The organism is Palleniella muris (genome assembly GCF_004792655.1).
In the GTDB taxonomy this organism is placed as follows: Bacteria; Bacteroidota; Bacteroidia; order Bacteroidales; family Bacteroidaceae; genus Prevotella; species Prevotella muris_A.
Map to the genome: position 1 here is coordinate 18,711 of NZ_SRZC01000001.1, position 13,764 is coordinate 32,474.

Sequence of the window (13,764 nt, forward strand, 5' to 3'; positions counted from 1 at the left end):
GAAAAAGCCGATGGCGACCCTTAAAGAAAAGACCGCAAAAGGCTTCCTCTGGGGAGCGATGAACAACGGTGCGATGCAGATTCTCAACATGATTTTCGGCGTCGTGCTCGGCAGGCTCCTGTCCAAAGAGGACTACGGACTGATAGGCATGATGGTGATTTTCACCTCCATAGCCGCCGCTCTGCAGGACAGCGGGTTCGTCACGGCACTGACCAACCGCAAGAACGCCACGCACCGCGATTATAACTCTGTGTTTTGGTTCAACATAGGAGTGAGCATAGGACTCTATTACTTGTTCTTCCTCGGTGCTCCTTTGCTCTCACGGTTCTACGATGAGCCGCTGCTGACACCGCTGTTCCGGTACTACAGCCTGTGCTTCCTTGCCGCCTCGTTCTCCATTGTGCCAAGGGCGATGCTCTTCAAACAGTTGCGGCAGAAGGAACTCGCAATCATCTCCACCGTCTCCCTCCTCGTTTCGGGCGTCGTGGGAGTGTCGATGGCATTCGCAGGGATAGCGTATTGGGGACTTGCCACACAGAGTTTCGTCTACACACTGATGGTTTCCGCTATGAGTTGGGTAATCTCCGGCTGGCGTCCTTCGCTTGAAATAACGATGCAGCCTGTCCGCGAGATGTTCGGATTCTCAAGCCGTATGCTCCTGACAAACATCTTTCAGCAGGTGAACAACAACATTTTCGCCGTCGTTCTCGGCAAAATGTACTCGAAAAGCGAGGTGGGCATCTACAATCAGGCCAACAAATGGAACACCATGGGCACATCCGTCATCACCGGAATGGTGCAGGGCGTGGCGCAACCTGCCTTTGTCGAGATTGGCGACGACAGGGAACGGTTGTGCAGAGCATTCTCAAAGATGTTGCGTTTCACGTGCATCGTGTCCTTTCCGGTGTGCTTCGGGCTTGCCCTTGTGGCACCGGAGTTCATCACAATCCTTATCACGGAGAAGTGGCTTCCTTCGGCTTACCTCATGCAGACACTGTGCATCGGAGGCGCATTCCTGCCGATTTCCGCGCTATATTATAATATGGTGATTTCCCGAGGAAAGTCAAACATCTACATGTGGAACATCATCTGCCAGGGCATTGTCATGCTTTCCACAATCCTTGCCATACATTTCCTTGGCGGAGATGTGACAGATATGGTCAGGGCGTATGTCGCTGTAATCATCATTTGGACGGCAATCTGGCATTATTTCGTATGGCGTGAGATTGGATTCGGTGCTTTGCAGGCTGTCAGGGACATACTTCCTTTTGCCGCCATGGCAGGAATGGCAATGGCGTTAGCCCACAAAATTACCGATGGAATGGGCAATATTTATATGCTTCTCGTGGCGAAAATCGCGATTGCGGTTGTCATTTATCTCGCCTTTGTATGGCTTTTCAGCAGAAAGGACATGAGGGAGTGCATGGCGTTTTTGCGCAAAAAGAAATAAGAAACAATAAAGACAAAAAGACAAACAAAGAGTATCGTGACCGTATATTTCTATCATACACAGGACCTTAACTACATCTACCGCGAGTGGAAAGCCGGGAGATTCCCCGCTCATCTTCTGTATGGTGCGACGCATCTTCCGGACGAAGGCATCGGTGTGGTCATGCACAAGCATTCGAAGCCCGGCAGCCGCCGCATCGTTTCGGCACTGAGAAACGCCGCGAAGGTCATCTTCTGCAAGGAGAGGTTTGACGCTGTGTATGCCACAAAGTATAATGGTCTCGAACTGCTCATATTCCTTCGTGCCCTGGGTCTTTACCGCAAACCGATTGTGCTGTGGCACCATCAGCCGGTTGTCCTGTCGAAAGGATGGCTGAAGAACATGGTTTCACGACTCTTTTACAAAGGTATAGACCACATGTTCTTCTTCAGTGACCATCTTCTTGAGGTATCTTTGGCAACGGGAAAGGTCACAAGGGACAAGGCGGAGCAATGCCCATGGGGAGCCGACCTTGTTTATTACGACCGGCTTATGGCAGCACATACCTGCGAAAGAAAGGACTTTATCTCCACAGGAAAGGAACGCCGTGACATGCCGACATTGCTTGCTGCCTTTGCGAAATGCAGTGACCAACACCTTGACCTGATAACGGCTGCCGACTGTTGCGGCACAAATTACGAGGAGATGCTTAGTGTTGCGAGCATTCCGGAGAATGTTTCCGTGACCATAAACCGTACGATGTGGATTCCGGAACTTGCGGAAAGGATTCTCCCGCATAAGTGTGTCTGCATCTGTTGCAAGGAGACAAACTACACGGTGGGGCTCACAACACTTGTCGAAGCACTCGCTTTCGGTATGCCGGTGGTTATCTCCAAGAACCCTAATCAGCCTTTCGACGCGGAGGAAGAAGGATGCGGCATAACCGTAGACTACGGAGACACAGAGTGTTGGGTTAACGCCATACGCCGCATTTCCGACAATCCGGAGGAGGCTTCCCTCATGGGCAAGCGCGCAAGAAGCCTTGCAGAATCGACTTACAACATAGCCAACTGCGCGCATATCGTGGCGAATGCGCTAAGGAAATTCGAGAAATAGTGACAATTTTGACAATAACGTCAGTATTGACAATATTGACATTACTGTCAGTACTGCCTACAAAAACAACCAAAACCAATGAACTCACACTACGACATATTCAACACCCTATGCACCATCCCTCGCCCTTCGCACCACGAAAGCAAGGTGGCGGACTTCCTATGCGCGTTCGCTGACAGCCACGGACTGCATTGGCGGAGGGACAAAGAGAACTGTGTTGTCATCGAAAAGCCTGCCTCTCCCGGCTATGAGGACCATGAGCCAGTAATCATTCTGAACCACATGGACATGGTTTGCGTGGCAGATGAGGGCTTAGATTTTAACCCTCTGAAAGACGGAATCACACCTGAAACCATAGAAATCGACGGAGAGAAATGGATGCGTGCCAAAGGTACGTCACTCGGAGCAGATAACGGTATGGGACTTGCAATAGCACTCTCCATACTCGCCGACGACTCTTTGAAACATCCAGCGTTAGAGGTGCTGACGACAACCAACGAGGAGGACGGCATGAGCGGTGCGGCTTCGCTGTCCCAAGACTTCATACGTGGCAGACGGGTGCTTAACCTTGACTCGGAAGCGTATGACGAAATCACTGTCGGAGCGGCAGGAGCGTTCATACAGACCGCACATCTTCCGTTCAAGAAAATACAGAAACCTGACGGCTATGTGACATACACCGTGACAGTGAAAGGCGGAAAAGGCGGTCACAGTGGTGTGGACATAACTCGCGGAAGGGCAAACGCCATCAAGGTTCTTGCCAATCTTCTTCTGGTGGCTATACGCCAACTGGACATCAAACTGTATCTTGTCAGCTTCAACGGTGGCACAGCTGCAGCCTCTATTCCCGGCAATGCCGAGGCGAAAATCGTACTTCCGAAGGACAAGACCGTGGCTTTCGAGACCCTGACAAGCCAGTGTCACGAGGCTGTAAAACAGCAGTTCGGAGGCACGGATGCCGGCATTTCGGTGAATTGTGAGCCGTCTGTATGGCACAGCACAATCGTCAGCGAGGAGGGCACTCATCTTCTTCTCGCCTGCCTTAACGGTATTCCTGTCGGACCAATCGAGATGCACCCTTCAATAGAAGGCACTCCATTGACAAGCAACAACATAGGCACTGTAAGGCAAACCGCCACGACCTTCGACATCACAACCCACACCCGGAGCTTCGATGATAATAAAATGGAACAGCTTGCAGATCAAATCAGACGCATTTTCGTCATCAGTGGCGCGACAGTCGACACCGTCATGAACGCTCCGGCATGGCAGGAAGACAGCAACAGCGAGCTTATCATGCTTGCTTGCGACACGTTCCGCGATGTCCTTGGCTTCGAACTGAAGAAGACAGCGATGCACTTCGTCCTTGAAGCGGGCTACTTCGTGCAGAAATTCCCCGGCATACACATTGCAAGCATAGGATCTCGCATCCTTGAACCGCATAGCACAAGCGAGAGAGTTCAGCTCTCCACAGTGGACAATATACGGCGTGTTGTCATCGAAATGCTGGCAAGAATGTAGGCTATTTCGGCGGTTTCAGATAATAAGTTTCATCATGATGTATCATGATAAACCATGTTGCATCATGATTCCCCCACAACCCTCAACCCAATAACCCACAATCCCAACCCAATGAAAGTCCTTATCCTCAGCACATTCGAGCACACCGGAGGGGCGGCGATAGCAGCCAACAGACTGCTCAACGCTCTGAACCACAACGGTGTCTCTGCCACAATGCTCTGCCGGAAGAACATCTCCCGTGGACCGAAAGCATTGCGGAAACAGTCATGGAGTTCCATTTTCGAACGTCTGACGATATGGATTGCCAAAGGATTCTCCGCAAAAGACCTGTGGACTACCGACCCTGCACTCTTCGGACAGGACATAACAGCCACACGGGAGTTTATGGAAGCCGACATAATCCACCTCCATTGGATAAACCAAGGGTTCCTTTCCCTCGACACAATCCGCAAAATCACGGAGAGCGGAAAGCGCATCGTATGGACAATGCATGACGAATGGCCCTTGGAAAGTGTATGGCACTACACCGAAGGCGTTATGCCCGGCGCACCGTTCGACAAGAGAGTGTTCGCAAAAAAGCAGGACATCCTTGCCCGAAAGAACATCACTTTCGTCACTTGCAGTGAGTGGCTGGCACGCATAGCACGGCAGAAACCTCTCGGAAAAGGGCAGGAAATCATCTCCATCCCCAACCCTATCGACACCCTACTGTTCCGCCCTGCCACCGACAGGATGAAGGAACGAGAGGCATTCGGTCTGCCAAAGGACAAGAAAATCGTGCTTTTCGTCTCGCAGAACGTCAACGACGAGCGCAAGGGAATACGCTATCTGGACAAGGCGCAGCAGCTCCTCGGCGACGGCATCGTGACCATCGCACCGGGCAGGGACATCCCTTACATCAGCGGAGCAGAGAACATGGCACGACTGTATGCCTGTGCCGACGCCTTCGTGACCCCGTCTTTGCAGGACAATCTGCCAAACACCGTCATGGAAGCCATGGCTTGTGGCACACCGTGTGTGGGCTTCAACGTTGGCGGAATACCTGAGATGATTGACCACAAGGTCAACGGCTACGTGGCAGAGTACAGGAACGCCGCCGACCTTGCCGAGGGAATACGCTACGTGCTCTGTGAGAACAATGCGGAAAGCCTTGGCAAAGCGGCAAGAGAAAAAGTGGAATCATGCTACAGCGAAAGAAGTGTGGCAAAGAAATACATCAACATATACAACAGACATGCTTAAGAAACTATTCGGAATATTCAGAATACAGAAGGAGGAGCGCACAGGGGCAATCATCGCACTGCTTGTGTTCATAGCACTGAACGCCCTCAATGTGGCACGGTATTTCAGTGCCTTGTCGGGCGTGGACAACAACACTTGGGCGAAATTCATCAAGGGTTGGCACGTCTCGGGCTTTGACCCGATAACCTATTCCGTACTGACAAAATGGACAATAGGCTACAACATCTACCGCCACCCGCTGCTACCTTATTTCGTTTGGCCGTTCAGCAAGCTCAATGAAGGGCTTATGGCACTGACAAACACTAACTTCGCCATAATCATCACGGCGTGCATACTCGTGTTTTGTGCCTTCTATGCCTACATCTTCCTGAACAGAATCTTCTGGGAAATCATCGGCACAAGGCGCAGCGAAGGCTATGTCCTCTCGGCACTGACCTTCTCTTTCGCCTACATCATGCTGTCGGTTCTCGTTCCCGACCATTTCTGTCCGTCGATGTTCTGCCTTGTGCTGACACTCTATCTCTGCGGACTCAAGCTGCAGAGGGGCAGGGCTTTGAACTGGTGGCAGACTGTTCTGATGTTCTTCTTCACGGCAGGAATATCGCTTAACAACGGTCTGAAAATCTTCCTTGCGGCACTTGTGACACGTGGAAGACGCTTCTTCCGCCCGGGCTACCTCATCGTTGCGGTGCTTCTGCCGTCGGCTCTCATCTGGGGAAGCGCACGCTGGAGCTACAAGGAGTTTGTCTGGCCGAAGGAGGTGCAGCGCAAGGCGAGGAAGGAGATGATGCAGAAAAGGCAGCTCGACCGCATACGCCAACACGTCATGGACACAATAAAGACCAAGGACAGTGCTGCCGTGGCTGTCGTCATGGACAGCGTAAAGGCCGGGATAGAGAAGAAAAGAGAGCGGCGGAAGACCATGAGCGCGGCCTACAAGCATACCGGCAAACCGATGGCGCAGGGAGAGTTCATGCGGTGGACGGACATCAGCACCTCGCGCACGGATGTCGCAATAGAGTCGCTTTTCGGAGAGGGAATCATGCTGCATGAGGATTATCTGCTGAAGGATGTCCTTGTCAACCGCCCCGTGATAGTGCATTACCGCAACTGGGGCAACTACATCGTGGAAGCGTTCCTTGTCGCCATGTTCCTTGCAGGAATATGGTTCGGCAGACGCTCGCGCTTCATGTGGACGGCGATGTCGTTCTTCCTCATGGACATGGCACTGCACATAGGACTCGGATTTGGCATCAACGAGGTGTTCATCATGTCTGCCCACTATCTCTTTGTGCTGCCGATAGCAATGGCTTTCGTACTGAAAGCGATGTCGGGAGCGTGGCGCAAACGGCTCACAGTGGCACTCGCCATAGTGGCGGTGTACCTGTGGATATGGAACACGGCGTTGCTAACGCAGTATCTTTATTTCTTGTAATTGCTGACAATATTGACAGTACTGTCAGAAATGACAATACTGACGCTACCGAGAACTCGTAAAAACATGAAAAAACTTATCGCAAAGCATCGTGAGACGCTCCTTGTGACACTCCTCGGACTAGTCATCTTCGCCCTGCTCAACTACCTTATGGTGCAGTGGCATGAGGAACCGTGGACAAATCCGAAGATGGGCTATTGGAGCGTCTTCCGCAAATACTTCTGCCTTTCGGGGTTCGACGCACACACTTATGTCACAGTCTCCAAATGGCGGCCTCTCTACGAACTCTACCGCCACCCTATGCTGGCACTCTACATGTGGCCGCTCTCGTGGATAAACGGTCAGCTGAACGACATCTTCCACATAAACTGCGCCATATACACCGTGGCGGTGGCGTGGACAATCATAAGCACCGCAACGTGGACACTGCTCTACAAACTCCTGCGCAACGTGGTCGGACTTGCCGTCGGCAGTGCACTCCTGCTGGGCCTGTTTCACTACTCTTTCTCCCATGTCATGCTGGCGGCGATAGCTCCCGACCACATGATTCTAACACAGTTCCTGCTCATCCTCACACTTTTCATCGCCACAAGGCGCAAAGAGGGTCTTCCGCTGTGGCAGGCTTTGACGCTGTGCTTCGTCAGTGCAGGCGTGAGTCTGACAAACGGCATAAAGATTTGGCTCATGGACATCGCTTCACGGACACGGGAAAGACTGACCTTTAACAATATCATGCGCCGCTCACTGCTCTACCTCATACCGGCAGCGATGCTTGGCGCGATGTACTTTATACAAACGGAAACCACCGAAAAGGAGGAGCACCAATGGCAGGTGACGATGCGCGACAAGAGAATCGCCAAAGACAGCACTTACCTTGCACGGCTCCGCGCCGACAGTCTGCGGCAGGCAAAGGAGCGAAGCCGGCAGACAACGGATAGCAAACTCTTCCAATGGACTGACAATTCGGTAGAGCGCACGCCACTGCTCGTGGAGAACATCTTCGGCGAAGGGCTTATCCTTCATGAGGAGCATCTGCTCGAAGATGCTAATCTGACGAAGAACCCGCGCCCTGTAATCATACGCTACGACAACCGCTGGCAATACATCGCCGAGGGTACAATCGTCACACTCTTCGCACTCGGGCTGTTCTGCGCCATGCGCAAGCGGCTGATGTGGATGGCTCTGCTGCCTTTCCTCTTCGACATGTTCCTGCATGTCGGCATGCGCTTCGCCGCCTCGGATGTCTACATCATGACCGCCCACTGGGCTTTCGTCATCCCGATAGCCGTGGCTTACCTCATCAGGAGAACCGCAGAGATTGACCGACGCAGCCTTTCGCCCCTGCTCCACGTTATCATCCTTGTCCTCACCGCCACACTCTGGTGGCATAATCTGTCATTGATTGCAGGAAAACTCTTGGAGCATTCATAAGCCAACGGTTATATCCCCACAACCTATTGATAACAAGTCACTTACACAAGCCTAATACATTATACGAAAAAAGGCTACCTTTCGCATAACGAAAGGTAGCCTTTTGTATGGTCAATCATAACCTTTTGTCGGGTGGAAGGTTACCTTTCACCCGACAAAAAACGACCATCTGGTTTCATAACATATAGCAAGCAGTTTTTAAGGCAACATACCTATGCCTGCCATGCCATAGGACTCTACATCTGCCCCGACTCCACAAGGCGGGCGCAACGTTCTATCTCGGCATCCTCGGGATTATTCTCCGGATCGTAAGTCTTCTTGAGTGACGCACCGAAAGTCCATGCAAAGACCTGATAGAGTCCGGCTTTCAACGGGCCGATGAAGGCGTTTATCAGTTCATAGCCTGAGGAATTGCACTCACGGTGAACAAGTTTTATGAGGAGTTTTCCCTGTGCGAGTGTCAGTTTCCTCATCTTCGGAGTATACTGTTCCTTCACACCCTTCTCCACAAGTTTCAGATGCGCCTCACGCGCCTTCTTGTTCGGGAGCGTCTGCAAGTACTCGTAGGTCTCAAGCATCACATGCCTTACCTCCTTGGCGATAGGCAGCACCTTCTTGACATTGTACATCGTCCTTGTATAACGTTTCCTTTCCTTGGCGTTCTTGAACAGCTTCGGCGGATAGCAGTAGACCTTGTTCAGTTCCATGTACTGCACCGAGTCGCCGTCAAGCATGATTTTGCTGACCTTCATCGTAGGGACGAAAGTCGGCGTTGTCTGCAACTGCCCACTGTCCTCCTGTGCGTGGACGGCGAGGGAGATTACCGCAAGGATTATTGTAATTATTGTTTTTCGCATCTTAGGGTGTTGTTTATGTTTGTGTTTTGAATAAATCTTTCTGTGCCGTGACGTGTGGCATGAAGCGTTTCATAAGTGGTATTATGGCAAGATAGAGTGCCATGATGAGCAACAGTTCCTGCCAAAGCCCGATGTGCAGTGGTTGCAGCACGCGTATCAAAGGTTCATGGGTGACAAGCACCATTATGCTGTATCGCCCGATATACGAGAAATATGGCATGTTTCCAAGGCGTGTGCACAGTCGTATGAGGCATAGGATGCCACATAAACCTACAATGTAGCATTGCAGGGCTTGCAAAGCAGGTTCTTCGGGATGATGCCAACCTGCAGCGAGGAATACCGGCAGCACGGTTGCCATTACTTTCTTAGACAGCAACCGTTGCAGGTCATGGCTGCGGAATATATGCCCTGCTATGAAGAACGGCATATATGCAAGTGTTCTGTCAAGCGATGCCGGGAGCGTGAGGTGGCTGTCCGTGCAGAACAGGCTGCCTATGCAGCAAGCGAGGAGCAGCTGTGCCCATTCCTTTGGAACGGCTTTCCGCAGCCCATAGAAGAGGATGTTGCTCCAGAACAGTCCCCAAAGGAACCATAAAGGGATGTTAGGATATTTCGCATCCGGCATAAGGAACGCCCACAACAAAGACCGGTCTCCTCCGGTACTGAAGTGCATGTTGAAGAAACGTGTGCATATCACCGGCAGAAGAACGGATGTAGTGAGGTAAAAGAAAAGGAACGGAACAAGCAGTTTGTTGGTCTTCTTTACCGCAAACCGCATGAATCCACCGTAATCCTTGAAGAAGAATCCCGACAGGAAAAAATAGAGCGGCATCCTTATCAGTGAGAGGTAGCCGTCCGTCGGCAGTTCCACGTTGTACGCACCTTGCAGGTGATAGAGGACGACAAGCGTGATGCACAGCCCTTTGGCGAGGTCAAAGTATTTTATCCTTTCTGTCATCTGTAGTCTTCTTTGTGTATGCCAGCCGTTCTTTCCGTTACCTTACTATGGCAATTTTTGTGACAATGCCCTTCTCGCCTTCCGGTGTTGCGGCATTGACCATATAGATTCCCGACGCCACTTTCCTGCCTTTCATGTCGCATCCGTCCCATTGGTAGGAGCCTCCGGAGCATGTCCCTTCGTTGACAAGCTGTCCCGAGGCAGTGAGAATCTTCACCTGTGCGCCGGGAGTAAGCCCAACAACGGTAATCATGCCTGTATGCTCAGGTGTGACAGGGTTAGGGTATGCCCACACTGTCTCTTTTGCCATTCCTTCCGCATTGGCACTGCTGACATCGCCTTGATAGGTACACAGTCCGTTGGGTGTTGCAAAATATACCGTTCCTGTCTCATCATCGATAATTATATCGTAGATTATATCCGAAAGAATCGGTGAGTTCTCGGTGGTGAAATGATGGATTTCTGTGTTGTTGTCGCTGCTTATCAAGTAGACCCCTGCTCCCGATGAGCCCATCCATTTTCGATTGGCAGCGTCAACGGCAATAGTCCTTATGGATACGCCCGCAAGGAGATAGTCGGCATAGTTCGTGCCGTCGTTGCGCGGAACCTTATGCTGTATGAACCATATATCGCCGTCACTACCGGCTGCATCCGCACGTGTGATGTAGAAAGGTCCGCCATCGGAAGCCACCCAGATGTTGCCTTCTTTGTCTTCCGTAAGGTCGAAAATCAGGTTGCATGCGATTGTCGTGCCGTCCTCATTGACGAAATTGTTGAACCATGTCAGACTGTTGTTGCGCCAATCATAACGGTAAACGACATGTTTACCCCACTGGTTATTGTTCCACCACAAGTATCCGTTGGTAGGGCTGACGAAAGCACTCTGCGCATCGACATTGTATTCTGTGGACATGGAGATACCCTGCTGTGGGAAAGACTGCGAGTTACCGTCACGGGAGAATCGCACCACCGGAATACTGCTCCATCCGTTCATTGCCCAAAGGTTATTGTCGCGGTCGTAAGTCATGGAGCAGACGGCAGAGCGGTGAAGCTCTACATCTGATACACCTGACAGTGCACTGTTCCCGGAGTTATAGGCTTTGACGGGAATATAATCCCTATATTCGTAAAGTCCAGAGCCGGCACCCACCCAGAAATGGTTCTTGTCCAAAGGGTCGAACGCCATGCAGTTGGCGTGGACATAGTCATACCCCGTCATCTTGCCGGGGTCGGCAAGCTTACTCCATGAGTTTCCGTCATAAGTCTGTACACAGCCCGGGAAATCTTTAAGGCTAAAGCCGTAGCTGAAATTGCCACATGTGCCGAAGAGTCTGTTGTCATGGAGATAGAGACGCCAAAACCTGTTCGACAAAGGTCCGTCAGGCACCACACCGCTGCTTGTCTGTTGCATCGTGCCATATTCATCCTCCTCGTATCGTGCGAGCTTTCCTTCGGAGTCGTTTCCCCAATAGCAGTTGTTCTTGTTGTCATGGAAGAGTGTGCCGAAAGCGTTGGAAAGGTTCTTGGATGGTTTCAGAGTGCTCCAATCCTCGCCACTGTCTGTCCATGAGTCCTTATTGAGCAGATTGCTGCTTAACGGTGCGCGCTTCACTCCTTTTTCTGTCAAGGCATAAATATATGTAGAGTTCACAAAAGCATCATTGACCTTTATGCCAAGGTTGTATGTATCGACGACATATTCTTCGACGACATCGAACTTCATAATGCCGAATCCTGTGCAGATGTATGCATGCTGCCCGAATACACATATATTATATATTGTCTTGTCGCCTGTCATCTGTTTGTCGGCAAGGTCTGTGAATGTCCTGACATCCTTGTCAGCGGTCAGCAGGTCTATCTTGTTGTTTTCGTAAGCCACTATCAGCCTTTTTGCCATTTCACACCATGCTATCCGCTCTATGCCACTGCTTGAAAGGCATCCTCCGTCAAGTGAAGACAAGACATTGTCCTTATAGTAAGTCGTCAGGGAGTTGTCGGAAAGGTGCAGGGAATAGAGGCTTCCGGAGGCAAGCGCAAAGACATCCGTGCCGGCGGACTCCACCTGCGTGATGTTGTAGTAGCTTTGGTAGAGAGTCCACTTCCCTATCTCTTCGGCTGCCGCCGTAAGCGATAGGACGGTAAGGATGGATAGGAGGATTCGTCTCATGGTAGTTTATTTTTATGGAATGGTGTCAGGGAATGAAGCCGTCAGTCTGTTATTCCGCCCTTGTCTATCTGTTCCTGCAGGGCGTTGTTTATGGCTGTGCGCTGTTCATCCTTGAACCATCCCCACTTATTGAAATACTTGCAGATGCTGAATATATGCACAAGGAGGAGATGCAGGCTGTGCCTTGAGCCACGGCTGAACTTATGGTAGACCGGCACTTTCGGATAATAGAGGGTCTTGTACCTCTCATTCATGCGCCGTGAGATGTCGATGTCCTCACCATATAGGAAGAAATGCTCATCAAACATGTTTATCTCCTGTATCGCGGACATGCGGAAGAACATGAAGCAGCCGGACAGGAATGGCACGTTTAGCACCATATTGAAGCCGGAATACTCCAGTTCAAAACGGCGGTTGCGCTTGTTGATGATGAATTTCGGCAGACATAGCCGTCCGAACATGTCAAACGGTGTCGGAAGCATCTTCGCAAGACGCTGTATCTCACCGTTAGGATAAAGCACTTTAGGCATCATCTGACCAACATCCCTATGCTTGTCCATATACTTTTTCAGTTCCGGTATCACTCTCGGTCCGAACCATATATCGGGGTTCACCACAAGATGATACTCGCTGCCTATGCTCAATGCTTTCCGCATAGCGAAATTATGTCCGCCTCCATAGCCGTTGTTGTCATGGCGGAAATAGAGGAGCTGCATGCCCGCCTCGACACGCTTCTGCAGTTCCGGCTCACCTGTAAGGACACGTTTGGCAAACTGCTTCAGCTCCGCCTCAAGCTGCATCATGTGCTCCGAATGGTCAATGATATATATGACATCCACCGGTGATGCGAAGAGACTTCGCAACACCGGCTCTATGTCAAGGAAATGGTGGTCGTAAGTAACTACTGACGCTGTAATCATCGGTCTTTTCTTTTCTGTGTTCTCATAGCTGTTCATCAACCATGCCTTGTTATTTCAGTAGGAAACCGGCGAGTTTCTCTGTCGCCAGGGCACGGTGTGAGATGCGGTTCTTAATGCCCCCCCCAAGTTCTGCGAAAGACTTGTCATAGCCTTCAGGTTGGAACACAGGGTCATAGCCGAAACCCTCCGTACCGTGCTTCTCAGTAAGGATTGAGCCATTGATGATTCCATCAAAGAAATACTCCTTACCTTTATATATAAGAGCTATAGAGGTGCGGAAGCGTGCCTTGCGGTTCTCCTTGCCGTCAAGCTTATAAAGGAGTTTGCGCATGTTCGCCTGTGAATCGTGGTCAGCACCTACAAGAGGGTCGTTGTAATCTGCATCCTCGATATTGGCATAGCGTGCAGAGTAGACTCCCGGTGCTCCGCCAAGGGCATCAACCTCAAGACCTGTGTCATCGGCGAAACAGTCAAAGCCGTAGTATTTATTGACATAGCGTGCTTTTTCCAAAGCATTCTCTTCAAGCGTGTCATGAGTCTCCGGCAGTTCGGCATTGCATCCCACTTCCTTCAGTGAGCGTATCTCAAACCTATCGCCAAGTATGCTGCGCACCTCAGCAAGTTTGTTCTTGCTGTTGGTGGCGAAGACAAGTATCGGTTTCTGGTTCTTGACCTTTGTCTTCATGGT

11 protein-coding genes are annotated in these 13,764 nt (G+C 51.0%); 6 read left to right on the forward strand and 5 right to left on the reverse strand.

Annotated elements, in window-relative coordinates; genetic code table 11:
* Positions 1-10: 10 nt before the first annotated feature.
* The 6 genes from E5358_RS00085 (at position 11) to E5358_RS00110 (ending at position 8,174) form a co-directional block, all read left to right on the forward strand.
* A complete protein-coding gene (locus E5358_RS00085; RefSeq protein ID WP_135938340.1) occupies positions 11-1,450 on the forward strand; it encodes a lipopolysaccharide biosynthesis protein in 1,440 nt (479 codons plus the stop codon).
* A 36-nt stretch (positions 1,451-1,486) separates the two neighbouring features.
* Positions 1,487-2,545: a glycosyltransferase gene (locus E5358_RS00090; protein ID WP_135938341.1), complete on the forward strand. Its 1,059-nt coding sequence runs from the start codon at positions 1,487-1,489 to the stop codon at positions 2,543-2,545.
* A gap of 78 nt (positions 2,546-2,623) precedes the next feature.
* Positions 2,624-4,066 (forward strand): beta-Ala-His dipeptidase, encoded by a 1,443-nt coding sequence (pepD, locus tag E5358_RS00095; protein ID WP_135938342.1) that lies wholly within the window; start codon positions 2,624-2,626, stop codon positions 4,064-4,066.
* Positions 4,067-4,177: 111 nt separating this feature from the next.
* Positions 4,178-5,308: a glycosyltransferase gene (locus E5358_RS00100; RefSeq protein WP_135938343.1), complete on the forward strand. Its 1,131-nt coding sequence runs from the start codon at positions 4,178-4,180 to the stop codon at positions 5,306-5,308.
* Positions 5,301-6,743, forward strand: a complete 1,443-nt coding sequence (locus tag E5358_RS00105; RefSeq protein WP_135938344.1) for a DUF6080 domain-containing protein — start codon at positions 5,301-5,303, stop codon at positions 6,741-6,743. The genes E5358_RS00100 and E5358_RS00105 overlap by 8 nt, the downstream gene beginning before the upstream one ends.
* Before the next feature lie 66 nt (positions 6,744-6,809).
* Complete coding sequence (locus E5358_RS00110; protein WP_135938345.1) at positions 6,810-8,174, forward strand: DUF6080 domain-containing protein; 1,365 nt, start codon at positions 6,810-6,812, stop codon at positions 8,172-8,174.
* Between the two features lie 236 nt (positions 8,175-8,410).
* On the opposite strand, the gene E5358_RS00115 is transcribed toward E5358_RS00110, so the two are convergent.
* From E5358_RS00115 to E5358_RS15190, 5 genes are read right to left on the reverse strand one after another with little or no spacing between them, the layout of a single operon-like run.
* On the reverse strand, positions 8,411-9,031 hold the full coding sequence (locus E5358_RS00115; protein ID WP_135938346.1) for a DUF4294 domain-containing protein: 621 nt from the start codon (positions 9,029-9,031) through the stop codon (positions 8,411-8,413).
* A 13-nt stretch (positions 9,032-9,044) separates the two neighbouring features.
* A complete protein-coding gene (locus tag E5358_RS00120; protein ID WP_135938347.1) occupies positions 9,045-9,989 on the reverse strand; it encodes an acyltransferase family protein in 945 nt (314 codons plus the stop codon).
* A gap of 37 nt (positions 9,990-10,026) precedes the next feature.
* The gene (porZ, locus tag E5358_RS00125) at positions 10,027-12,156 is read right to left on the reverse strand and encodes a type IX secretion system anionic LPS delivery protein PorZ (RefSeq protein ID WP_135938348.1); all 2,130 of its coding nucleotides are present in this window, start codon (positions 12,154-12,156) and stop codon (positions 10,027-10,029) included.
* A gap of 41 nt (positions 12,157-12,197) precedes the next feature.
* The gene (locus E5358_RS00130) at positions 12,198-13,112 is read right to left on the reverse strand and encodes a glycosyltransferase (RefSeq protein ID WP_135938349.1); all 915 of its coding nucleotides are present in this window, start codon (positions 13,110-13,112) and stop codon (positions 12,198-12,200) included.
* 13 nt (positions 13,113-13,125) lie between these two features.
* Complete coding sequence (locus tag E5358_RS15190) at positions 13,126-13,761, reverse strand: non-canonical purine NTP diphosphatase (protein WP_277821114.1); 636 nt, start codon at positions 13,759-13,761, stop codon at positions 13,126-13,128.
* Positions 13,762-13,764: the final 3 nt, after the last annotated feature.